Origin of the sequence: Pseudorhizobium tarimense, from assembly GCF_022968135.1 — a bacterium.
GTDB lineage: Bacteria > Pseudomonadota > Alphaproteobacteria > Rhizobiales > Rhizobiaceae > Neorhizobium > Neorhizobium tarimense.
This window is the reverse complement of the sequence record NZ_JALJRA010000003.1, coordinates 145050-167046: the sequence shown is the minus strand read 5'-3', so window position 1 is coordinate 167046 and position 21997 is coordinate 145050. Positions and strand designations below refer to the sequence as shown.

Annotated in this window: 19 protein-coding genes and 1 riboswitch; of the genes, 5 read left to right on the top strand and 14 right to left on the bottom strand. The window is 62.3% G+C overall.

Going from position 1 to position 21997, the window contains the following annotated elements; genetic code table 11:
• Positions 1–119: 119 nt before the first annotated feature.
• The 4 genes from MUU54_RS04775 to MUU54_RS04760 are packed head-to-tail and all read right to left on the bottom strand — an operon-like array spanning position 120 to position 4086.
• Positions 120–734 (bottom strand): ABC-type transport auxiliary lipoprotein family protein, encoded by a 615-nt coding sequence (locus MUU54_RS04775; RefSeq protein ID WP_247242891.1) that lies wholly within the window; start codon positions 732–734, stop codon positions 120–122.
• 11 nt (positions 735–745) lie between these two features.
• On the bottom strand, positions 746–2116 hold the full coding sequence (locus tag MUU54_RS04770; protein ID WP_247242890.1) for an MlaD family protein: 1371 nt from the start codon (positions 2114–2116) through the stop codon (positions 746–748).
• A gap of 4 nt (positions 2117–2120) precedes the next feature.
• Positions 2121–2906 carry an ABC transporter ATP-binding protein gene (locus MUU54_RS04765; RefSeq protein ID WP_247242889.1) on the bottom strand — a complete coding sequence of 262 codons (786 nt, stop codon included), beginning with the start codon at positions 2904–2906 and terminating at the stop codon, positions 2121–2123.
• 55 nt (positions 2907–2961) lie between these two features.
• Positions 2962–4086, bottom strand: coding sequence for an ABC transporter permease (locus MUU54_RS04760; protein ID WP_247242888.1), 1125 nt, complete (start codon positions 4084–4086; stop codon positions 2962–2964).
• 146 nt (positions 4087–4232) lie between these two features.
• Here MUU54_RS04760 and dgcA point away from each other — a divergent pair, with 146 nt between their 5' ends.
• Entirely contained in the window at positions 4233–5213 is a 981-nt protein-coding gene (gene dgcA / locus MUU54_RS04755) for an N-acetyl-D-Glu racemase DgcA (RefSeq protein WP_247242887.1), read from the top strand.
• Here dgcA and MUU54_RS04750 read toward each other — a convergent pair.
• Together MUU54_RS04750 and MUU54_RS04745 are read right to left on the bottom strand one after the other, a co-directional pair.
• Positions 5165–6379: an MFS transporter gene (locus tag MUU54_RS04750; RefSeq protein ID WP_247242886.1), complete on the bottom strand. Its 1215-nt coding sequence runs from the start codon at positions 6377–6379 to the stop codon at positions 5165–5167. The two genes, dgcA and MUU54_RS04750, sit on opposite strands and share 49 nt — an antisense overlap.
• A 96-nt stretch (positions 6380–6475) precedes the next feature.
• The gene (locus MUU54_RS04745; protein WP_247243009.1) at positions 6476–7279 is read right to left on the bottom strand and encodes a UDP-2,3-diacylglucosamine diphosphatase; all 804 of its coding nucleotides are present in this window, start codon (positions 7277–7279) and stop codon (positions 6476–6478) included.
• A gap of 215 nt (positions 7280–7494) precedes the next feature.
• Between MUU54_RS04745 and MUU54_RS04740 the strand changes: the two genes are divergently transcribed.
• A complete protein-coding gene (locus MUU54_RS04740; RefSeq protein WP_247242885.1) occupies positions 7495–9798 on the top strand; it encodes an NADP-dependent malic enzyme in 2304 nt (767 codons plus the stop codon).
• 73 nt (positions 9799–9871) lie between these two features.
• The gene (locus tag MUU54_RS04735) at positions 9872–10543 is read left to right on the top strand and encodes a hypothetical protein (RefSeq protein WP_247242884.1); all 672 of its coding nucleotides are present in this window, start codon (positions 9872–9874) and stop codon (positions 10541–10543) included.
• A gap of 2 nt (positions 10544–10545) precedes the next feature.
• Here the strand turns inward: MUU54_RS04735 and bluB are convergent, their stop codons facing one another.
• The 7 genes from bluB to rpiA all read right to left on the bottom strand — a co-directional run bounded on the left by bluB (position 10546) and on the right by rpiA (position 17351).
• Positions 10546–11238 (bottom strand): 5,6-dimethylbenzimidazole synthase, encoded by a 693-nt coding sequence (gene bluB, locus MUU54_RS04730; RefSeq protein ID WP_247242883.1) that lies wholly within the window; start codon positions 11236–11238, stop codon positions 10546–10548.
• Positions 11239–11310: 72 nt separating this feature from the next.
• A riboswitch (cobalamin riboswitch) is annotated at positions 11311–11495 on the bottom strand.
• Positions 11496–11520: 25 nt separating this feature from the next.
• Complete coding sequence (locus MUU54_RS04725; RefSeq protein WP_247242882.1) at positions 11521–12354, bottom strand: TolB family protein; 834 nt, start codon at positions 12352–12354, stop codon at positions 11521–11523.
• A gap of 102 nt (positions 12355–12456) precedes the next feature.
• Positions 12457–12858, bottom strand: coding sequence for a GFA family protein (locus MUU54_RS04720; RefSeq protein WP_247242881.1), 402 nt, complete (start codon positions 12856–12858; stop codon positions 12457–12459).
• Positions 12859–13013: 155 nt separating this feature from the next.
• A complete protein-coding gene (locus MUU54_RS04715) occupies positions 13014–14387 on the bottom strand; it encodes a class II 3-deoxy-7-phosphoheptulonate synthase (protein ID WP_247242880.1) in 1374 nt (457 codons plus the stop codon).
• Positions 14388–14573: 186 nt separating this feature from the next.
• Positions 14574–15962 carry a glutathione-disulfide reductase gene (gene gor / locus MUU54_RS04710; protein ID WP_247242879.1) on the bottom strand — a complete coding sequence of 463 codons (1389 nt, stop codon included), beginning with the start codon at positions 15960–15962 and terminating at the stop codon, positions 14574–14576.
• A 109-nt stretch (positions 15963–16071) separates the two neighbouring features.
• Entirely contained in the window at positions 16072–16635 is a 564-nt protein-coding gene (locus MUU54_RS04705) for a DUF2059 domain-containing protein (protein WP_247242878.1), read from the bottom strand.
• 20 nt (positions 16636–16655) lie between these two features.
• Positions 16656–17351 (bottom strand): ribose-5-phosphate isomerase RpiA, encoded by a 696-nt coding sequence (gene rpiA / locus MUU54_RS04700; RefSeq protein WP_247242877.1) that lies wholly within the window; start codon positions 17349–17351, stop codon positions 16656–16658.
• 132 nt (positions 17352–17483) lie between these two features.
• Here rpiA and MUU54_RS04695 point away from each other — a divergent pair, with 132 nt between their 5' ends.
• Positions 17484–18197 carry an HAD family hydrolase gene (locus tag MUU54_RS04695; RefSeq protein WP_376742052.1) on the top strand — a complete coding sequence of 238 codons (714 nt, stop codon included), beginning with the start codon at positions 17484–17486 and terminating at the stop codon, positions 18195–18197.
• A 54-nt stretch (positions 18198–18251) separates the two neighbouring features.
• On the opposite strand, the gene MUU54_RS04690 is transcribed toward MUU54_RS04695, so the two are convergent.
• The gene (locus MUU54_RS04690; protein WP_494338234.1) at positions 18252–20126 is read right to left on the bottom strand and encodes a L,D-transpeptidase family protein; all 1875 of its coding nucleotides are present in this window, start codon (positions 20124–20126) and stop codon (positions 18252–18254) included.
• A 389-nt stretch (positions 20127–20515) separates the two neighbouring features.
• On the opposite strand from MUU54_RS04690, the gene fumC reads away from it, so the two are divergent.
• Entirely contained in the window at positions 20516–21907 is a 1392-nt protein-coding gene (gene fumC, locus MUU54_RS04685) for a class II fumarate hydratase (RefSeq protein ID WP_247242875.1), read from the top strand.
• Positions 21908–21997 lie beyond the last annotated feature (90 nt).

Below are 21997 nucleotides of genomic sequence, written 5' to 3'. Positions count from 1 at the left end.
GAAAAGAGAACGGATCGGAGTCGAAGTAGCGCCAGCAAAGGCAAAGAGGACTTTGTCAGCAGTCTGATGGCCGCCCAAGAGGCGGCCATCTCTTTGGATGAAGGATGAAGCGGGGAGCGCTACATCACCTGCAGCGACCACTCCACAATCTCTGCGCCCGCCGCCGCGAAAGCCGCGTTGAGCGCCTGAATGAAGTCGCGGTTCTCCGAGCCCGAGACAGGCACGCTCGTCTGGAATGCCCGCTGCGCCCGGACAGTGCCATCGCGGTCGTTGAGGATCTTCACGAAGATCTCGACATTGGCAGCATCGGCACCGACGGTGTTGACTTCAAATGTGCGGATCTCGGCGACCACCTGGTAGTCGATCGCCAGCCCCTGCCCCGGCTTTCCGACGCCGCCGAGGCGACCGCTGTTTTCGAAGGCCGCGACCAGCTTCGACTGCACCATGCGCGGCACGGTGTCGCTCCACTGCGAATTCGCCAGATACTGTATCTCCGACGGCGACACCCGCACCACAACTTGGTTGCTGTCGATCGCCTTCAGCGCCGTCGGCTCAGGAACGAGGATCTGTCGGCTACGCGCCGCCGGACCCGTGCTCGCCGGCGTGATGGAGAGATCAAAGGTGTCGTTGTTTGCCTTCGTGCCGCAGCCGACGGCAAGGATCGCAACCAGCGGCAGCGTTATGACGCTGGCGGCGCGACCCAGGGGCAAGTTCGAGAAGGTCCAATCGGTCATTATCAATCCGCCTATCGCCGCGTTCTGCCATCATATTGTTTCACCGTCTCGCCGCCAAAGATCAGCCGCTGCGGGTTCTCGTCAAAGTTGTTGATCGTGTTGTCGAGGCTGTTGACCGTGCGGCGCGTGTCCTCGACCAGTGACTGGATGTCCCTGAGCCCAGTGGCGGAAAAGCGCTGGAGGCTGTCAGCAATCGGTCCCACCCGCGCATTGATGTTGTCTGCGACGGTCCTGAAAGATTCCAGCGTCCGCCGCGCTTCGGCGAAAAGAGACTCCGAGTCGCCCCCCGACAGCATCGTGTCCACCTTCGCCAGGATGCCGTCGACGCGGTTGGAGGCGTTGTTGAGCTTCTGTGCGAGGTCCGTAAAATCGCCGATCGCCCGATTGATGTCTTCGCGCCGATCCGCAACATTGTCCACCACCTCACGCGCCGAGGAAAGCGCGCTGCGGGCATCTTCGCTTGCCGCAGTGATGTTGTTGACGGCCGTGCCGATATTGTCTGGGCTGATCGCCGCCATGAGAGTATCCGCGCGACGGATCACCGACTGGGCATCCGTCGTAACTTGTTCGAAGCCCGAGGCCGCCTGGCGGATGTTCTGGGCGATCTCGTCGAGGTTGTCGGAGGCGTCGGCGACGTTGCGCGTCACCCGCTCGGCGTTGGAGACCACAGCGTTGACCTTGTCTGCGTCGATGGCTCTGACAAGCTGGTCGGCAGCGGCAAGCGTCGAATCCAGCCGCTCCGAAACGCTGTTGAAGGTGACGGCGAGCGTCGACATGCTCTCCAGGAACTGGTCAATCGCGCCGGAATTGCTGGCAAGCGCGCCAGTAAACGTCTCTGCGTTGCGAATTGTCTGGGTCAACGGTCCACGCGCGTCGGCCACAAACCCCTGAAGGTCGCCAATGGCCTGATTGGCGCGGTCGAGGATCTTGTCGGCCGTCGCCAGAAGGTTCGTCACGCTCGACTGGTCGGCGATCAGCACCGCCGGCCGCTCTTGCTCGATCGCCTTCTGGAGGATGTTCTCTTCGCCTTTGTTGCCGCCGGAAAGCTCGATATAGGCCGCGCCAGTCAGGCCCTGCACCTCGAGAACCGCCTTCGTCGAAGGATAGACCGGGGCATCGGCGCGCACTTCGGTAAAGGCAATCGAGTATTGCGGATCTTCCGGGTCGATTGACAGACTGCGCACTGACCCGACGGGGATGCCGTTGAAGCGCACCGGCGAGCCGACCGAAAGCCCGTTGGCCGAGCCCGGAATGCGGATGGCAAGCTCCGCCGTTGGCCCGCCTCTGCCGGACTGCGCCATCCAGTAGACGAAACCGAATGCGGCTGCGATCACCAGCAGAGTGAAGAACCCGACGATCGCGTAATTGGCTTTGGTTTCCATGGCCTCAGTCACTTTTCTGCAGTTGTGCAGCGTCCTCTTCCGTGGTCACCACGGAACGGGCCCGCTTGCCGCGGAAGTAGGCTTGAACCCACGGGTCGTCGAAGGCGAACATATCGTCCAGCGTACCTTCGACCAATACCCGCTTCTGACCCAGCACGGCAATACGGTCGCAAACGGAAAAAAGGCTATCGAGATCGTGGGTTACCATGTAGACGGTGAGCCCCAGCGTGTCGCGCAGCCTGGCGATCAGCATGTCGAACTCCGCAGCTCCGATCGGGTCGAGACCGGAGGTCGGTTCGTCGAGGAAGACGAGATCCGGATCGAGTGCCAGCGCTCGTGCCAGCGCCGCACGCTTGATCATGCCGCCGGAGAGCTCCGACGGATATTTGTCGGCCGCATCGGGTGCCAAGCCGACCATCTCGATCTTCAGATACGCGAGCTCGTCCATCAGCGACTGCGGCAGGTCGAGATATTCGCGCATCGGCAGCTGGATGTTCTCCTTCACGGTGAGCGAGGAAAACAGCGCACCGTGCTGGAAGAGCACGCCAAGCCGCGTATCGAGCTCCATCCGCTGCGCATCGTCGGCCGAGTCGTAGTCGGTCCCGAGGATCTCGATCTTTCCGGACCGCCGAGGAAGAAGCCGCAGCACCGTCCGCATCAGGACTGACTTTCCCGTTCCCGAGGCGCCGACGAATCCCAGGATCTCACCGCGGTAGATATCAAGGTTGAGGTTGTCGAGGACGATGTTGGAGCCGAAGCCGACGGTCACGTCGCGCACCGACAGCACCACCTGCCTCTTCTCTCGTTGCGGAGTTTTGTTCGCCGACTCTTGCAATCCGCCGCTCCTAGAAATCGATGGCCGAATAGAAGATCGCGAAGAAGGCATCCATCACGATAACCGCGAAGATCGACTTCACCACGGAGGCGGTCACATGTTGGCCGAGCGATTCGGCGCTGCCGCCCACCTTCATGCCCTCCACGGCAGCAACAATGCCAATGGCGAGCGCCATGAACGGCGCCTTTATCATGCCGGATGCGACGGAAGTATGGTCGATGGCTTCATGAAGCCGCGAGAGAAACGTGTCGAACGTGATGCCGGAATAAGTCAAGGTGACCACGGCCGCGCCGTAGAGAGCGGCAAAGTTGGAAATGATCGTCAAGAGCGGCAGGATGATCGTCAGTGCCACCAGCCGCGGAAAGATCAGCACGCCAACAGGGTTGAGGCCGATCACCGTCAACGCATCAATCTCTTCGCGCATCTTCATGGAGCCGATCTCGGCAGTGATGGCACTGCCCGACCGTCCCGCAATCATGATCGCGGTCAAAAGCACCCCCACTTCTCGAAGCTGCAGGATGCCCACAAGGTCCACGACGAAGATCTCGGCGCCGAAGTAGCGCAACTGGAACGCGCCCTGCTGGGCAATGATGGCGCCGATGAGGAACGACATCAGTGCAACGATGGGAACGGCCCGAACGCCCATGTGGTCGATCTGGTTGACCACGGATGCGGGCGAAACACCACCGCCGCGACCGAGCTTCATCTGCGCTCCGCGAACGGCGGAACCGAGAATGTGCATCGCCGCCACCATATCGCCGGCCGTTTCGCTCACCATCCGGCCGAGCGGCGCAAAGGCGCGTTCGAAAAGCGAGGCCCCTGGACCTGAAGACGCGGGTGGCGCCGGCGCCTTCTCCGGCAGAACGGCGATCAGTTCGTCTATGTTAGCGGCTGCGCCGACCAGCGCCACCTCCCGGCCCTGGGCCTGCTTGGCGGTGATCAGCTTTCGGATCAACCAGCCTCCTGCCGTGTCGATGGCCTGAACGGCCGATACGTCGATTTCGACGCGCCCCTTCCCGGCTGCCCCTTCCAGCTCCACGAGCGTCGGCAAGACCTTTCCAACGCTGTGGTTACGCCAGTCACCCCGCGCGATCAGGCGCTCGCCATCGCCCCCAGGCAGCTGTTGTGACGCCATTGCGGCGGCCTGGGTTTCAGTGTTCGGTGACGGCACTGGTATCTTTCATGGTTCGGTGGCGGGCGTTGCCGTGAACATTGATGCAATACGGCAAGCGGCAATATAAACAGCTGCCGAAGAAATACCACGACAGGGCGTTCAAAAGCATGCGACGTAACCTCGAAGCCACAATAGAGACTTTCCCGATCACAGGCATGTTCACCATCTCGCGCGGGTCGAAGACAGAGGCCGAGGTGGTGACCTGCACGATTTCGTTGGGTGAGATCTCAGGCCGCGGCGAATGCGTCCCCTATCGGCGCTATGGCGAGTCGATCGAGGCCGTCGTGGCCGAAATTCGCTCCATTTCGGCAGCGGTGACAGAAGGCGCTGGGCGCGCCGAGCTCCTGCGGCTGCTGAAGCCAGGTGCTGCCCGCAACGCCGTCGACTGTGCTCTTTGGGATCTCGAAGCGAAGCAGGGTAAAGTGACGGTCGCGGATGCCCTCAACCTCTCGCCGCGCCCGATTACTACCGCCTTCACCCTTTCACTCGGCGATGCCGCCTCGATGGCGGCCGAAGCGGCAAAGAACGCTAAGCGCCCGCTCCTCAAGGTCAAGCTCGGTACGGAAGACGATGAGTCGCGGATGCGAGCGGTGCGCCAGGCAGCCCCGACCACCCGCATCATCGTTGATGCCAACGAGGGCTGGACCGACGACAACATAGAGCACCATCTTCGGCTCGCGCGTCAGCTGCAGATTTCGCTGATCGAACAGCCGCTCCCCGCCGGCCAGGACGCCAAGCTCGCGCAGATCGAACGCCTGGTGCCGGTGTGCGCCGACGAAAGCGTGCATGCGACAGACGATCTGGAAGCGCTGCGCGACCGTTACGATGCCGTCAACATCAAGCTCGATAAGACGGGCGGCCTCACAGAGGCGCTGCGCATGAAGGCGGAGGCGAAGCGGCTCGACTTCGACATCATGGTCGGCTGCATGGTCGGCACCTCTCTGGCCATAGCGCCAGCAGTCCTGCTGGCGCAGGATGCCGAATACGCCGACCTCGATGGGCCGCTGCTGCTGGCCCGCGACCGACAGCCGGGCCTGCGCTACGAGGGATCGACCGTGTTCCCGCCTGCGCCGGCTCTCTGGGGCTGAAGCCGCGCCGCAAGCGCGATGGTGAGCAGACCCGCAACCGCTGCAAGCGCCATCGCCGGGAAACTTGCCGCCCCGTAATGGCGGTAGAGGATGCCGGAAACGAACGTCGCAAGCGCGAGAAAAGCGCCGTTGTAGAAGAAATAGGCGCCCTGCATCGACGATTCCTGATCCTCCTGCACCATCTCGACCAGCTTGAGCTGTACGCCGATGTGGAGGAACGTGAAGGTGAAGGCGTGCATGGATTGCAGCAGGAAGTAGCCCCAGAAGCCGAAGGGCATGGGGAAGAGCACCCAGCGCAGCACGCCGGCCGCGCAGCCGATCCGCATCTGCGTCCAGGGTGTCAGCCGCCGCGCGATGACGCCGGAGGCGAAGAAGACCAGGATCTCGGCAATGACGGCCGTGCTCCATAGGATGCCGATCTGGGTGCCACCAAACCCTTGTTCCTGCCAGTGAATGGCGCCAAAAGCATAGAACATGGCGTGGCTTGCCTGGGCGATCGAGGCGCCGATCATAATCAGATGAAGGTCGACCCTGCCCCATGCACCTAGGCCCTTGAAGCGCCCGACACCGCTCAAGGACGTGTTGCGGCGAGCCGGGCCAAGGCGCGGCGCCACATAGGCCGCCAGAAGCGTAGTGGCAAAGGCAATGCTGGCAACCGTCGGAAGCACGCCGCCGCCCCAGAGACCGATTAACTCCCCCATCAGCAGGCTCATTGCGACGAAGCCGACGGAACCCCATACTCTTAGCGAGCCATACTGGAAGCCCCAACGTCTCACGCCACTGACCGCGATCGAATCGACGACCGGCACATAGGCGGCGAAGACGGCCGCCTGCAGGCAATAGATCAGCAGCACCGGCCAGAAATCTGTGGCGAAGTAGAGCGCGATTGCTGTGAGAAGCGAGAGACCGCCGGACCAGAACAGCACCCGTGTGCGCTCCTGCAGACGGTCGGCGATCGCGCCGACAACGGGCGCGGCGATGATGCGCACGATCATCGGAATGGCGAGAATGATCCCGATCTCGAACTCGCTGAAATGAAGCGAGTTCAACCACACCGGGAAATAGGGCAGCATGATGCCATTGACGCCGATCGGCGCTGCATAAGCGAGCGCGCAACGCAATTGGAATCGCCGCGGCGGCGGCTCGGTCACATTGGCTGTTGTCACGGGAGCAACTGAATCGGACAGGATGCGAATGGTCTAGCACGCGCCCTGCCTGGCTCCTATGGCAGATTTGCCATGACTAGCTAGAAACGCCCGCCCTTACGCGGCCTTCATGTCCTCGATAAGCTCCGGCGTCAGCGGCTGTAGCGTCGTGACGGCCGCCGGCTTCTGCCAGGTGATCATCTCCATTGTTCCGTCATGGCGCTCGACAACGGCTGTACAGCTTTCCACCCAGTCACCCGTGTTGATGTACTGGATACCGTTGATTTCTTCCATTACCGCATGATGGATATGGCCGCAGATGACCCCGTCCACGTCGTTCTTGCGCGCCTCTTCGGCGACAACATTCTGGAACTCGCCAATGAAGTTGACGGCCTGCTTCACCTGCAGCTTTGCCCAGGCGGAGAACGACCAGTAGGGCATGCCGAGCCGGCGCCGTACCGCCGCCAGAACCACGTTCAGCGCGATGGCGGCGTCATAGGCCCAGTCGCCGAGATAGGCGAGCAGGCGGGCATTGCGAACCACGACGTCGAACTCGTCGCCATGCAGCACCAGATACTTCTTGCCGTCCGCCGCATCGTGGATCATCCGCTCGGCCACTTCGATGCCGCCGAAATGGGTGCCCGGAAAGTCGCGGAGGAATTCATCGTGGTTGCCAGGAATGTAGACGATGCGGCAGCCCTTGCGTGCCTTGCGCAGCAGCTTCTGGACGACGTCATTGCAGCCCTGCGGCCAATGCCAGCTGCGCTTCAGCCGCCAGCCGTCGACGATGTCCCCGACCAAGATGATCGTGTCGGCCTCGTGGTGCCGCAGGAAATCGAGCAGAAGGTCCGTCTGTGCTGCCTTCGAGCCGAGGTGGACATCGGAGATGAAGATCGTCCGGAAGTGCCTGCTGTTTGCCATCACGGTCACGGGTCCCTCTTGCCTACACGTTTTAGCCCCCATTCCAAAACCAGAGTCGTGTATCAGGAGCATGACAAGGGGGGTCGCACGCGGTGAACGCGTGTCCAGGTCGAGGGCAATCCAGAGGAAATAAAGCTGTTCCAAGCCGCGGTTTGTTGTAAGGAGGCACAACCGACTAGTCGACGAAAGACGTGATCACCGGAGGCGCCAAGGGCATGCAAGACGACGCGAACGCGAACGGCACGACGAAGTCCGGCGATCTCGATGAACAGGCCCTGTTCTTCCACCGGTATCCGCGCCCGGGTAAGCTTGAAATCCAGCCGACAAAGCCGCTGGGCAACCAGCGCGACCTGGCGCTGGCCTACTCGCCCGGCGTCGCAGCCCCCTGCCTTGCAATCCGCGACGATCCCAACACCGCAGCCGATTATACCGGCCGCTCCAATCTGGTGGCTGTCGTTTCTAACGGCACCGCAGTCCTCGGGCTCGGCAACATCGGCCCACTCGCCTCCAAGCCGGTGATGGAAGGCAAGGCGGTTCTCTTCAAGAAGTTTGCTGCCATCGACGTCTTCGACATCGAGATCGACGCGCAGAGCATCGAATCGATGGTCTCCACCATTTCGGCGCTGGAGCCCACCTTCGGCGGCATCAACCTTGAGGACATCAAGGCGCCGGAATGCTTTGAGGTCGAGCGCCAGCTGCGCCAGAAGATGAACATCCCGGTTTTCCACGACGACCAGCATGGCACCGCCATTATCGTTGCGGCTGCCATTCTGAACGGTCTGGAACTTGCCGGAAAGAACCTTTCCGACGTCAAGATCGTCGCATCCGGCGCAGGTGCTGCGGCGCTTGCCTGCCTCAACCTCCTGGTGGAACTCGGCGCGCGGCGGGAGAACATCTGGGTCCACGACATCGAAGGCCTGGTCTACGAGGGTCGCACCGTACTGATGGACGAATGGAAGGCCGTCTACGCCCGCAAGAGCGAGATGCGCACGCTGGCCGAGAACATCGAAGGCGCAGACGTCTTCCTCGGCCTCTCGGCAGCCGGCGTTCTCAAGCCGGGGCTACTGGCAAAGATGGCGGACAAGCCGCTGATCATGGCGCTCGCCAATCCGACGCCGGAGATCATGCCGGAGCTCGCCCGCGCTGCCCGACCGGATGCGATGATCTGCACCGGACGCTCGGATTTCCCGAACCAGGTCAACAACGTGCTCTGCTTCCCCTATATTTTCAGGGGTGCGTTGGACTGCGGCGCCTGCACCATCAACGAAGAAATGAAGATGGCGGCTGTGCGCGCCATCGCAGCTCTCGCGCGTGAGGAAGTCTCCGACGTCGCCGCTCGCGCCTATTCCGGCGAGACGCCGATCTTCGGCCCAGACTACCTCATCCCCTCGCCGTTCGACCCGCGGCTGATCCTGCGAATCGCTCCTGCGGTCGCCCGCGCGGCCGCGGAGACCGGGGTAGCCGGTCGTCCCATCCGGGATTTCGACGCCTATCTGGACGAGTTGAACCGCTTCGTCTGGCGCTCGGGCTTTGTCATGAAGCCGATCTTCAATTCCGCCAAGAAGGCGGAGAAGAACCGCGTCATCTTTGCCGAGGGCGAGGATGAGCGGGTCCTGCGTGCAGCCCAGGTCCTGCTGGAGGAAAAGACGGCACGTCCGATCCTGATCGGCCGCCCAAGCGTCATCGAGGCGCGCCTAAAGCGTTTCGGCATCCGCATTCGCCCGAATGTCGACTTCGAGGTGGTGAATCCCGAGGACGACCCGCGCTACCGCGACTATGTCGACGATTACTTCGCCTTAGTTGGCCGCGCCGGCGTCAACCCGGAGGCCGCCCGCACGATCGTGCGTACCAACAACACCGTCATCGGTGCCCTGGCGGTCAAGCGCGACGAGGCGGACGCACTGATCTGCGGCGTCGAGGGACGCTATGACCGGCACCTGCGCGACGTCAACCAGATCATCGGCAAGCGTGAAGGCGTCTGCGCCTTCTCCGGCATGAGCCTCCTGATCTCGCAACGCGGCGCGATCTTCTTTACCGACACCTTCGTGACTTACGATCCGACCGCGGCGGAAATCGCCGAGATGACCATCCTGGCCGCAGAAGCGATCCAGCGTTTCGGCATCATCCCCAAGGCCGCACTGGTCAGCCACTCGAACTTCGGTTCGCGCAATTCCGGCAGCGCACAGAAGATGCGCGAAGCGCTGGCGCTGCTACGCCAGCGTGCTCCTGAGCTTGAGGTGGATGGCGAGATGCAAGCGGGCTCGGCGCTGTCGGAGCCGCTGCGCAAGCGGGCGATGCCGAACAGCACGCTGACCGGTGAGGCAAACCTCCTCGTCTTCCCGAGCCTCGATGCCGCCAACATCTCTCTAGGCATCGTCCGCAACATGATGGATGCGTTGCACGTCGGGCCGATCCTGCTCGGCACGGCACTGCCGGCGCATATTTTGTCTCCATCAGTGACATCTCGAGGCGTGGTCAACATGGCGGCACTCGCCGTCGTTGAGGCATCGAACGCCTAAGCCGCAGGATTTATGATATTCTCAACCGGCGAACCCGATCATATCGGGCACAACAAGCCACCGGGAAACGATCATGAAGAAGAGCCTCGCCGCCATCGCCGTGGTCCTGCTGCTGCTGCAGAACGCTGCATGGGCGGACCAGTCGACGCTTTGCCAGTCTCTCAACCGTCGGCTGGTGGCGATCCCGGAAGTAATCGGTAGCACGTCGGAAGTACGCCGCCATGCCGAGGCGCTACGGAGCCAGGAGGACGAAATTCGCTATCTGCGATCTGAGATGCGCCGCGCCGGCTGTGGCGCCGGCAGCATCGTATCCTTTGGCCGGTCAGGCGATATGTGCAGCGAGATGAAGCGAGAGCTGCGCCAGGCGGAGGCCGAACGGGACGCGATCCGTTCCAGGCGCGCCGCATCCGTCTCCATGGTCCGGCCGAATGGCGAACGCAATGCGATCCTGTCTGCCATGCAGCAGAACCGGTGTTTTGACGAGGTCGTCGCGCTGCCGGACAACCGGGGGGCGGAGCCGCAGATACCGCCTGGGCCTTCCCTTCCTGGCCGTTCCAGTTCCAGCATCACAGACGTGAAGGCGAACACATCGACGGAAACTGCCGAGGCGCCTCTTCCGCCACCCCCAGAGCGAGCCTATGATCCATCGCAGAAGGTCCGCACGGTCGGCCCCGTCTTCCTTCCAAACGACAGCTCGATCGATCTCGCTAATCCGGCTTCCGACGGTGCCCGGCCCCGGCAATAGGATCAGCGCTCGCCCCAGCGGTCGTGGAAGACGAGTTCGTCGAGCGGCAGCCTCTGCCGCCATCCCTTCACCGCAAGCTCCGGCTGCTCGTAAAGCTCGCTGACATAGCCGAGACACAGCCAGGCGACGATTTCTACGCGCTCGGGAATGCCCAATAGCGAGCGGATGTCCGCTTCGTGGAAAATGCTCACCCAGCCGACGCCCACCCCCTCGGCGCGAGCCGCGAGCCAAAGGTTCTGGACCGCGCAGACGGTCGAGTAGACATCCATGCGCGGATTGTGCGTGCGCCCCAGCACCACAGGCCCTGCCCGGTCCGCATCGCAGGTGAGGCAGATGCTGAGCGGCGCCTTGCGAATGCCTTCGAGCTTCAGGCTGCGGTAGAGCGCCTGCCTGTCGTCGGCGAACATCTCCGCCGCTTCATCATTGGCTCGCTGAAACGCCTGATGTGCCCGCTCCAACACATCCTGGTCACGGATCAGCAGGAAATTCCACGGCTGCATGAACCCCACCGACGGCGCCGCATGAGCAGCATGGAGAAGCCGCCGAACGAGATCCTCCGGCAGCGGATCGGGAAGGAACTGGTCGCGCACGTCCCGGCGCGTTTCGATCGCCTTGTAGACGGCTAGGCGCTCCTCATCGGAAAACGTGGCAGCGGTCACGGGGCCGCATCGCTGCCCGCCTGGTTCAGGTCGCATCGTTCATCCCCAATGCTGGCGTCCGAGGCGCAAGCCTTCGGCTGCCAAACAATCCTACCGCCGTCCGCGCGGTTCGGCCTATCCCGTCAGGCCGGTCTTCTGACCCGGCTTTATCCGCCTGCCGCCGCCTTCGCGGAAAACTCCAGTGGCTGTCTTCTGCAGCAGCCGTCCGCCTCACAGCGGTGGGCACGTGCCGGATTTGCACCGGCTTCCCGATTCTCCAGCACTTGGCTGGCACCTGACCTGTTATGCATGCCTTGCCAGCGGCTTCACTTCAAGCCTTCATGCCACCGGGAAATAGCGGACATAGGCGAACTGCCGTCCATTTGGCGCCCAGTTGGGCAAGTTCATCGTCCCCTGCCCACCGAACAGCTCGAACAGCGTTTCGGCGTTCGATCCGTCCGTATCCATCATGCGGATCCTGACATGAAGATCGCGCGGATGATCGAAGACATCGCCGTCATAGGACAGGAAGACGATCTTGTCGCCAGCCGGTGACGGATGCGGAAACCAGTCGGCATAGGAGCTGTCCGTGATCCGCTCGGCTGGCCCGCCCTCTGCAGGGACCCGCCAGATCTGCATCCGCCCGCTGCGGCTCGAATTGAAGTAGATCCATCTTCCGTCGGGCGAATAGTCCGGCCCGTCACTGCGTTCCTCGCCAAAGGTCAGCCGCTGTTCGTCTCCACCGTCTATGCCGATCGTGTAGATGTCGAAGAAAACGTCTCTGATGCCGCAATAGGCGAACCTCCGGCCGTCGGGTGACCAGCCGTGCCAGTAGGATGGCAGGTTGTCCGTCACCAGCCGCGGCTCTCCACCAACGGCGGGCAGGATGTAGATCGCGGACTTGTCAAAGACGATCTTGTCGGAGACCGCAAGCCACTCGCCATCGGGCGAGATTCCGTGGTCGTTTTTGCACTCGACCGCAAAGCCGGTGTCGACCACCTCCGGTGCCACTGCGCCGTCTAGCATCAGCCGATACATCCTGCCTTCGCTGTTGAGCAGCAGGTAGCTGCCGCAGGGCGACCAGTTGGGCGCCTCGAAAAGTGCCTCCGTTTCCCACACAACTTCGCTCTTGCGGCTGTCCAGGTCGAAGATCTCGATCGAGCTTCGTGGCATATCTCTCTCCCGCTGCGCACCTCAAACATGAGACGGTGCTAGCGGGAATGACAGGAGGCTGCAACGCCCGATCCCGCTCACAATGACTGCGGGCACCTCTGCTCAACCGCGCCCTTGTGGATGTCGCGGGAGCCCATCCTCCGGGATCTCGTAGAAGTCAGGTTTGTCATCGCAGTAGATATGGTAGCCCATCTTCAGCCCGCTCGGCTGATCGAAGGCACCTGCAAGCACCGAGATCTTCTCGCTGCCATCGGCCTTCCAGAACAGGGCTGATCCGCACCTAGAACAGAAGCCGCGGGCTGCCATATCGCTTGCGCGATACCAGGAGAGCGTTCCCTCCTCCACCAATCGAAAATGATCCACCGCCACATTCGTCGCGGCATAATAGAGCCCCGTCTGGCGACGGCACTGCGAGCAGTGGCAACCGATGACCTCCCTGAGCCTGCCGGTCGTCTCGAACCGCACGCCGCCGCAAAGACATCCGCCGCTGTTGCGCTGCTCCATCTCACCCCTCCCGTTCACGGTGGCGCGAGCCTAGGACTTTCTGGAGTGACGTCAAACGCCTTCAGCTGAGCCTAAAGTTCAAGAGAACTGATGCCAGATGCAGAAAGGGCCGGCAACCGCCAGCCCTTTTTCCTTAACTGATAGCTGGCGACGGATCAGCCGTTGACGACCATCCGCTTCTCGTCGCGACCGGTCTTCATCCGCTCGGCGAGCAGGAAGGCAAGCTCCAGGGCCTGGTCCGCGTTGAGCCGCGGGTCGCAATGGGTGTGGTAGCGATCCTGCAGGTCGCTGGCCGAAACGGCGCGCGCGCCGCCCGTGCACTCGGTCACGTCCTTGCCCGTCATCTCGATGTGGATGCCGCCGGGATGTGTGCCCTCGGCCCGGTGGATCTGGAAGAAGCTCTCGACTTCCGACAGGACACGATCGAAAGGTCGCGTCTTGTAGTTGTTGAGCGTGATGGTGTTGCCATGCATCGGATCACACGACCAGACGACCTTGCGGCCCTCGCGCTCGACGGCCCGGATCAGCTTCGGCAGGTGGTCGGCGACCTTGTCGTGGCCGAAACGGCAGATTAGCGTCAGGCGACCGGCTTCGTTCGCCGGGTTCAGTGCGTCGATCAGCTCAATCAAATTGTCGGGCTGCAGCGACGGACCGCATTTCAGCCCGATGGGGTTCTTGATGCCGCGGCAGTATTCGACGTGCGCATGGTCCACCTGGCGCGTCCGGTCGCCGATCCAGATCATGTGGCCGGAGGTGGCGTACCAGTCGCCGGAAGTGGAGTCGACGCGGGTCAACGCTTCTTCGTAACCCAAAAGCAGCGCCTCGTGGCTGGTGAAGAAGTCGGTTTCGCGCAGGCTGGGGTTGTTGTCCGCATTGATGCCGACGGCCTTCATGAAGTCCATCGTTTCGGTGATGCGGTCGGCGAGCTTCTTGTAGCGCTCGCCCTGCGGTGAGTCCTTGACGAAGCCAAGCATCCACTGGTGCACGTTTTCAAGATTGGCATAGCCACCCATCGCGAAGGCGCGCAGGAGATTCAACGTCGCAGCCGACTGGCGATAGGCCATAAGCTGCCGCTCCGGGTTCGGAATACGGGCGTCGGCATTGAACTCGATGCCGTTGATGATGTCCCCGCGATAGCTCGGCAGCTCGACGTCACCCTGCTTCTCGATGTTCGACGAACGCGGCTTGGCGAACTGGCCGGCGATCCGGCCAACCTTCACCACCGGCTGCTGCGCACCGAAGGTCAAGACAACCGCCATCTGCAGGAAGGCGCGGAAGAAGTCGCGGATGGTATCTGCGCCGTGCTCCATGAAGCTTTCGGCGCAGTCGCCGCCCTGCAGCAGGAAGCCGCTTCCTTCCGCGACATTGGCGAGATGCTTCTTCAGGCGACGGGCCTCGCCGGCAAAGACGAGCGGCGGGAAGGTGGCAAGCTGTGCCTCGGTCGCGGCCAGCGCTGCGGCATCCGGATAATCCGGAACCTGCTGGATCGGTTTTTGCCGCCACGTGTTCGGGGTCCAATTTTGTGCCATCTCACTACCTGTTTCCGCCGAGGTTCGTTGACCCGGCTGTCTTTCTGGGAATTTGCGGCGGCTTATAAACCGTCCGGCCCGGCTTGCCTAGAAGCTAACCCGTATCTGCAGCTTTCGCGCCGCCACCTGTGACACATTTATGGCACGATCGGCGGCACGATGCGACCTTTTCGGACTGCCGCAGCTTCAGATGCGCTCGCCGTTGCGAACCCGGTAGCTTGGCTGGTACATGGTCACCAGCTCCTCGGCCGCCGTCGGATGCACGGCCATGGTGCGATCGAACTCGTCCTTGGTGCAGCCGGCCTTGAGCGATATCCCGAGAAGCTGCGCCATTTCACCGGCGTCATGCCCAAGCACATGGGCCCCGACCACCCTGCGGCTTGCAGCGTCGATGACGAGCTTCATGATCATCTTTTCCGCGCGCCCCGAGAGCGTTGCCTTCATCGGGCGGAACTCGGCGCGGTAGACCTCGATCTCAGGGAAGCGCTTACAGGCCTCCTCCTCCGACAGACCAACGGTACCGATCTCCGGCTGCGAAAAGACGGCCGTTGCGATCAGGTCGTGGTCCGGCTTCGTCGGATTGTTCTTGAACTCGGTCTCGATGAAGCACATGGCCTCATGGATCGCGACCGGCGTCAGCTGTACCCGGTCGGTGACATCGCCCAGCGCGTAGATGTGCGACACGTTCGTGCGGGAATAATCGTCGACGACAATCGCGCCCCTTTCGTTCACCTCAACGCCAGCCGCCTCCAGGCCCAGCCCCTGCGTGTTCGGGTCACGCCCAAGGGCAAGCATCACTGCATCGACGGCAAGCGCCTGCCCGTCCAACGTCCGGGCGACGAGACCCCCGGCCGGCGCCTTTTGCACCTCTTCGATAACGTCGGTGCAAATGATGCGGATGCCCTTCTCCTCCATCGCATGATGGAGACCCTGGCGCATGTCGCAATCAAAGCGCGACAGGATTTCCTTGCCACGATAGATCAGCGTCGTGTCGACGCCGAGCCCGTGGAAGATGTTGGCGAACTCCACCGCAATATAGCCACCGCCGGCGATCAGGATCGAGCGCGGCAGTTCCGGCAGGTCGAAGGCTTCATTGGATGTGATGCAAAGCTCGTGGCCGGGAAGTGACGCATGCGGATTGGCCGATCCACCGGCCGCGATGACGATCCTGTTGGCCGTGACCCTCTGGCCGGTGGTGACCAACCGGATCGTGTGGGCGTCGACGAGCTCCGCCCGCGTTTGAAGAACCTCGACACCAGCGTTTTCCAGGTTGCGGCGATAGATTCCCTCAAGCCGCGTAATCTCACGATCCTTTGCCGAAACCAGCTTCTTCCAGTCGAAACCTATCTCGCCGACGTGCCATCCGAAGCCGGCCGAATCCTCGAAGTGCTCGGGGAACTGCGAAGCGTAGACGAAGAGCTTCTTCGGCACGCAGCCGCGGATGACGCAGGTGCCGCCAAAGCGGTATTCTTCTGCGATCGCCACTCTCTTTCCGAGCGAGCCGGCAAGCCGTGCGGCACGAACACCGCCGGAGCCACCGCCGATCACGAAAAGGTCGTAGTCGAATGCAGTCATCGGGAGGCTCCTTCGTCAGATGGGACGAGGCCCATATAAAGGGTGCACCGCAAAAGCAAAAGCCCGGAACGCTCCGGGCTTGCAGTTGATGGAATTGGGCGCGCCGCGCTTACTGCTGCGCAGGCGCTTCCGCAGGGGCTTCAATCTCCGCCGCCGGGGCTTCGACCGGGTTGGCGTCGATGATTGTCCGCAGCTGCTCCGAGCTCTGGTTTGTGAGGTCACGGGAGATGCCGTTCGCCCAGATCTCGGCGGCCTTGGTGAGTTCGCGTGCAACCAGAGGACCGGTAGACAGGAGCTTCTTGCCCGCCTCGGTGGCATAGAATGCCGAGATCGCCTGCAGTTCTTCCTGCGTGAAGGCCTTGGCGTAGATCGTCGCCGCTTCCCGCTCCAGATCCGAGCGGCGCGCGGCAAGAGCCAGGGCCTGTTCGTCGACGACCTGGCCGATCTGTTGCTGGAAGTTCGGGTTTGCCTGGATGTACTGCGCCTTCAACCGTTCGGCGAGGCCCGGCAGGATGTTGTCATAGCGGTCGGTCGCGTTGATAGCAGCAATCGCATCGCGGGCGGCGTTCAGATGCGCCTCCGGGATCTCCTGGGCGCGAACCGGCAGCGAAAGGCTGCCTGCAACGATGACGGCAAGAGCGGTAGCGCGCCCGAAAATCGCGAATTTGGTCATGGAAATAATGCTCCTGTCTTTCATTGTGCCTTCAACGTCCGTGCGCCAGCCTCGCCGGCGATGATCGCAAACGAGGCGAGGTTGATGAACAGCCCGTGCTCGACCACACCCGGTATTAGATTAAGTTGGTTCGCGAGAGCCTCTGCATCAGGAATACGGCTAAAAGATGCGTCCAGAATGTGGTGACCGCCGTCCGTCGTGAACGTATCTTCGCCGGACTTGCGCAACTTGATTTCGCCGTTCAGCCCGAGGCGGGATGCGGCGCGTTCGACGGCCATTCGGGTGGAGGTCAGCCCGAAGGCATTGACCTCCACCGGGAGCGGAAAGCGGCCGAGCGTTTCGACCACCTTGGTCTCGTCGGCAATCACGATCATGCAGGAAGATGCGGCCGCGACGATCTTTTCGCGCAGCAGTGCCCCGCCGCCGCCCTTGATGAGCCGCAGCTGACTGTCAACCTCGTCGGCGCCGTCGATCGTCAGGTCGAGTTCCGGCAACTCGTCGAGCGACTTCAGCGGGACGCCGAGCTCGAGGCAGAGCCGGGCCGTGCGTTCAGACGTCGGCACACCCTGAACCTGAAGACCGTCGGCGACCTTTTCCGCCAGAAGCCGAACGAATTCCTCGGCCGTCGAGCCGGTCCCGATCCCCAGCCGCATCCCGTCCTCAACATGTGCCAGAGCCGCTTCCGCGGCCTTAACCTTCATTTCCCGGGCGTCCATGCGCCAGAAGCTCCCCGCTGTTTCGCCGATGCTGTTTACACGCCTGCCCCTGCGAGGGAAAGTCCCTTCCCGCTCCTGCCGATTTGCATTTGCGGCTCTGCCAATCTACTGCCGAGAGCACCGACTGTGAGACTGGAGAGCGAGATGACTGCCCCACTGGTGATTTTTGATCTAGACGGAACACTGATCGACACTGCACAGGATCTGGTTACCAGCCTCAACCATACGATTGCAGCTGCCGATCTCGCACCCGTTAGCTACCAGGATCTGACGCACTTGGTCGGCCAGGGTGCGCGCGTGATGATCCGCCGCGCTTTCGAGCTACGCGGACATTGTATCGGAGAGCAGGAGGTCGAGCCTCTGTTGGAGCGCTTCCTGGCGCATTATAAGCGGGAGATGCCGGGCGCCAGCAAACCCTATCCTGGGCTTCTGGAGGCGCTCGACCGGATCTCGGGTGCCGGGATGACGGCTGCGGTCTGCACCAACAAACTGGAGGAGCTGGCCCTGCCGCTGATCGAGAAGCTCGGGCTTGCCGACCGCTTCTCGGTCGTCACCGGCGGCGACACCTTCCCCGTCAGAAAACCGGATGCGCGGCATATCCTCGGAACGGTCGAGAGGGCCGACGGCGATCTGCGGCAGACCGTCATGATTGGCGACAGCGTCAATGACATCCTCGCCGCCCGCAATGCCGGTATTCCCTCGATCGCCGTCACCTTCGGCTATTCGGACGTACCGGTCGCGGAGCTGCAGCCCGATCATGTGATCGAAACCTTCGACGACCTGACGATCGACCTGATCCAAGGGCTGATCCAAGCACGCCTGCAGGCAAACACTGCGGTTGAATAGAAAAAGGCGGCCGTGAAGCCGCCCTTTCTTTGCATTTAGAGACTGAAGCCCCCGTTATGCCCGAGCTTCGCTCGTCGCCTTCAGCGCTTTCAGGGTCGCGGCATCCCGGTCGTACATGTCGTCGAAGTACTCAACCACGCCGTCCTTGTTGGGCCAGGCGGTGAAATAGGCGACGTAGACAGGGATCGTGGCGGTGACCTTCTCGCCGACATTCTTCCCCTGTGCGATCTTTCCCGCCACATCCTGCTCGGTGATGCCGAGCACGGCGGCCGCCATCTTGCGCGGATCGGCCAGGCGCACGCAGCCATGGCTGAGCGCGCGCATGTCACGCTTGAAGAAGCTCTTCGAAGGCGTGTCATGCATGTAGATCGCATGCGCGTTCGGAAACAAGATCTTCAGCTCGCCCAGCGCATTGTCGCTCGACGGCGGTTGACGCACGGAGATCGACTGCGTCGAGCCGTACCAGTTGACGCTGGTTGAAGAGACCGGCCGCCCGTTCACCTCAACCTGGTAGCCCATGCGGTCGAGATAGGAGGGGTCTGAACGCAGATGCGGCAGCATCTCGTTGATGATAATCGACTGCGGCACGCCCCAGTACGGGTTGAACTCTACGGTTTCGATCTGGTCCTGGAAGAAATAAGTCTGGTTCGCCTTGGAGCCGACGACCACGCGCATGGAGAACTGCTCCGCGCTCTTGTCATGGTAGTAGACGGTGTAGGCCGGCTGGTTGATAAACACATAGCGGTCGCCTAGATCCGCCGGCAGCCAGCGTGCCTGTTCCATCGCCACGACAACCTTGTCGATCTTTGCTTCAAGCGAGTCCCCGACCATGGCGCGCACGGTCGCCGGGCCGACGACGCCGTCTGATTTTAGCCCCGACTCCTTCTGGAAATCCTTCACGAGGTCGACGATCTCCGGCGTGTAGTCGCTGCCGGTCTGGTAGCTTGCGAACGTCGCCGAATGGCTTGCCTTCAACTCGTCCGAGCCATGCTTGCGGATCGCTGCGACAACATTGGCCACTTCCGGACTGCTGGTCCCGGGCTTGAGCAGCAGCTTCTCCGGCAGCACGATCCGCTGACCATCGTCCCCCTCCTCCGCATGCAGCTTGGCGAGCTCGCTCTTCAGCGCCAGGAACTGCGATCCTTGCGGGGCTAGGCTTTCGAGATAGGCAGCAGCATTGTCATCCGACTTGATGAACGGCAGCACGAAGGAAAGCTTCACCGCCTTGCGCTTGAAATCGTGGTAGCCCGAGATGCGGTTGGGGTCGAGGCGACCGCGCACCATGTCCTGCGCGAACATCAGTGCCTTTGCAGAGAGCGCAAGCTCGAACTGCATCAGCGCCCGCTCGCGGTTCTCGGACGCCGAGGGAACCGCCGCATCGTTAGCCAGAGAGGCCGTCTCGACGCTCGCCGTCACCAGCTCAGGTTTGGCAACCCGGTAGTCCGCCGGATGAAGACCGTAGTCGCCAGCGCGCTCCAGAAGGGAAAGCACCCCCCTCGCCTTCTCGTTGACGTCCCCGTCCGCGACCCACAGTGGCTTGGTCGTCTTGCGGTAGAAGCCTTCCAGCGCATCGGCTACATCGCCTGGGGCTGAAACCTTGGCATCGGCGATAAAGCGCTCCGCACCGGTTGCAGCGGCAGCGGCGAAACCCTCCGTTTTCACCGCACGCATTGGGTCGGCCCGATAGACGTGATACTGCGGCCCAATAACCTTCGGCAGCGGCTGCGGATCGATATCGCGCTCGGCGCGTCGATCACGCGAAATGACGCCGGGAAGCTCCCTATCGATAACAGGCTCGCGCCGGCCGGGCCCACCGCGGATGATGTCCATAAGGGTGATCGCCTGTGCCGGCGCCACTCCGGTGGCGAACGTGGAGAAGGCGGAAACGAACGCCAGCGCGATCGAAGTTTTTTTGGATGTGATCTGCAAATGTAATCCCCGTCGGCTGGTGCGGCCATTCAGCGCTTTCGCGCTCCGCTCTAGCGGAACGCATGGTGTATGGAAAGGAAGCGGCAGGTCGCCGGCGGCATGCTTCGCTACCGCGAGAGCGACCCCATCCACCGGCACAAGGTTAAGAAACTATTCGTTAAATTTTTACTCATTCGGGCGGTGATCGACGGTGCGGTGCTGCAATACCGAAAGGCCAAATTCTCCGTGTCGTGGTATAAATGGCACGGCACATGGTGCTCTTTCTCCTCTTTGTCAGGGGTCGACGCACATCTGTCCGACATTGGTCTACGAATCAGCGCGCGGCCTTGCACCACGGCGTTTTGTCGAATAACTCCAGCGCTATCATCTCGCGCAGCAGAGGCAGAAACATGGCATCGACCCGCACCGAAACCGATACCTTTGGACCGATCGACGTCGCCAGCGACCGCTATTGGGGCGCTCAGGCGCAGCGTTCGCTCGGCAACTTCAAGATCGGCTGGGAGAAGCAGCCGGTCGCCGTCATCCGCGCACTCGGCATCGTCAAGCAGGCAGCGGCGCGTGCGAACATGGATCTAGGTGCCCTCGACGAGGATCTCGGCAAGGCGATCGTCGATGCTGCCCAGGAGGTCATCGAAGGCAAGCTCAACGAGCACTTCCCGCTGGTCGTTTGGCAGACGGGGTCGGGCACCCAATCCAACATGAATGCCAACGAGGTCATCTCGAACCGGGCGATCGAACTGCTCGGTGGCACGATGGGCTCCAAGAAGCCGGTGCACCCGAACGACCACGTCAACATGAGCCAGTCGTCCAACGACACGTATCCGACGGCCATGCACATCGCCTGCGCCGAAGAAATCGTGCGCCATCTCCTGCCAAGCCTGAAGCACCTGCACGCAGCGCTCGACGCCAAGTCGAAGGCCTTTGCCCACATCATCAAGATCGGCCGCACACATACGCAGGATGCGACCCCGCTGACGCTCGGGCAGGAGTTCGGTGGCTATACTGCCCAGGTCGCCTCGGCCATCAAGCGGATCGAGCTTACGCTCTCCGGCCTCTACGAACTCGCCCAGGGCGGCACGGCCGTCGGCACGGGCCTGAACGCCCCAGTCGGCTTCGCCGAGAAGGTGGCGGAGGAGATCGCGAAGATCACCGGCCTGCCCTTCATCAGCGCGCCTAACAAGTTCGAGGCGCTTGCCGCGCACGACGCCATGGTCTTCGCCCATGGCGCGATCAACGCCGCCGCGGCAGCGCTCTTCAAGATCGCCAACGACATCCGATTCCTCGGTTCCGGCCCGCGCGCCGGTCTCGGCGAACTGGCCCTGCCGGAAAACGAGCCTGGCTCGTCGATCATGCCGGGCAAGGTCAATCCCACTCAGTCGGAAGCGATGACGCAGGTTTGCGCCCACATCTTCGGCAACCATGCGGCCATCACCTTTGCCGGCAGCCAGGGCCATTTCGAGCTCAATGTCTACAACCCGATGATGGCCTACAACTTCCTCCAGTCGGTTCAGTTGCTGGGCGACGCAGCCGTGTCCTTCACCGATAACTGCGTCGTCGGGATCGAGGCACGCGAAGACAACATCAAGCGCGGCGTCGAGAACTCGCTGATGCTGGTGACGGCACTGAACAGCAAGCTCGGCTACGACACATGCGCCAAGATAGCGAAGACCGCCCACAAGAACGGCACGACGCTGCGCGAAGAGGCTGTCGGCGGCGGCTACCTGACGAACGAGGAGTTCGACCAGTACGTGCGCCCCGAAAACATGATCGGTCCACGCTAACGGGAATTTAACCACCGCCCGATCCGAGGCAGCAACTCGAGGGAAAATTCGCCCTCTAGTTGCTGCAAATTTCTTTCTCCCGTTCGCATG

Bases quoted from the DNA above. Each gene is read 5' to 3' on its own strand.
- MUU54_RS04715 (WP_247242880.1), bottom strand. From the start codon at position 14,387: ATGGCACAAAATTGGACCCCGAACACGTGGCGGCAAAAACCGATCCAG.
- MUU54_RS04705 (WP_247242878.1), bottom strand. From the start codon at position 16,635: ATGACCAAATTCGCGATTTTCGGGCGCGCTACCGCTCTTGCCGTCATC.
- MUU54_RS04740 (WP_247242885.1), top strand. From the start codon at position 7,495: ATGCAAGACGACGCGAACGCGAACGGCACGACGAAGTCCGGCGATCTC.
- MUU54_RS04775 (WP_247242891.1), bottom strand. From the start codon at position 734: ATGACCGATTGGACCTTCTCGAACTTGCCCCTGGGTCGCGCCGCCAGC.
- MUU54_RS04735 (WP_247242884.1), top strand. From the start codon at position 9,872: ATGAAGAAGAGCCTCGCCGCCATCGCCGTGGTCCTGCTGCTGCTGCAG.
- MUU54_RS04720 (WP_247242881.1), bottom strand. From the start codon at position 12,858: ATGGAGCAGCGCAACAGCGGCGGATGTCTTTGCGGCGGCGTGCGGTTC.
- gor (WP_247242879.1), bottom strand. From the start codon at position 15,962: ATGACTGCATTCGACTACGACCTTTTCGTGATCGGCGGTGGCTCCGGC.
- MUU54_RS04760 (WP_247242888.1), bottom strand. From the start codon at position 4,086: ATGGCGTCACAACAGCTGCCTGGGGGCGATGGCGAGCGCCTGATCGCG.
- bluB (WP_247242883.1), bottom strand. From the start codon at position 11,238: ATGCGACCTGAACCAGGCGGGCAGCGATGCGGCCCCGTGACCGCTGCC.
- rpiA (WP_247242877.1), bottom strand. From the start codon at position 17,351: ATGGACGCCCGGGAAATGAAGGTTAAGGCCGCGGAAGCGGCTCTGGCA.
- MUU54_RS04745 (WP_247243009.1), bottom strand. From the start codon at position 7,279: ATGGCAAACAGCAGGCACTTCCGGACGATCTTCATCTCCGATGTCCAC.
- MUU54_RS04770 (WP_247242890.1), bottom strand. From the start codon at position 2,116: ATGGAAACCAAAGCCAATTACGCGATCGTCGGGTTCTTCACTCTGCTG.
- fumC (WP_247242875.1), top strand. From the start codon at position 20,516: ATGGCATCGACCCGCACCGAAACCGATACCTTTGGACCGATCGACGTC.
- dgcA (WP_247242887.1), top strand. From the start codon at position 4,233: ATGCGACGTAACCTCGAAGCCACAATAGAGACTTTCCCGATCACAGGC.
- MUU54_RS04725 (WP_247242882.1), bottom strand. From the start codon at position 12,354: ATGCCACGAAGCTCGATCGAGATCTTCGACCTGGACAGCCGCAAGAGC.